We start from the raw sequence: 212 nt of genomic DNA, 5'->3' as shown, positions 1-212 counted from the left end.
ACTGAAGATCTTACTGACGGCGACCACAGCCTGACGGCAACTTCGGTTGACCCGGCAGGTAACGATGTCACCTCTCCGGCCTTCGATCTGACCGTCGACACCGCGGCACCGGGCAAACCGACCGTGGGTTCTGCGACAGACGACGTGGGTTCAAACCGTGGTGAACTGGCGAGCGGCGACGTCACTGATGACGCCAACCCGACCCTGAAAGG

Annotated in this window: 1 protein-coding gene; it reads left to right on the top strand. The window is 61.8% G+C overall.

Annotation, left to right across the window (positions count from 1 at the left end; translation table 11 throughout):
• The coding region (locus AOY23_RS22850) for an Ig-like domain-containing protein (protein ID WP_161804036.1) at positions 1-212 on the top strand (212 nt) is incomplete at both ends.

Source organism: Trabulsiella odontotermitis (assembly GCF_001297775.1).
GTDB classification, from domain to species: domain Bacteria; phylum Pseudomonadota; class Gammaproteobacteria; order Enterobacterales; family Enterobacteriaceae; genus Trabulsiella; species Trabulsiella odontotermitis.
This window is presented reverse-complemented; position numbering and strand designations above follow the sequence as displayed.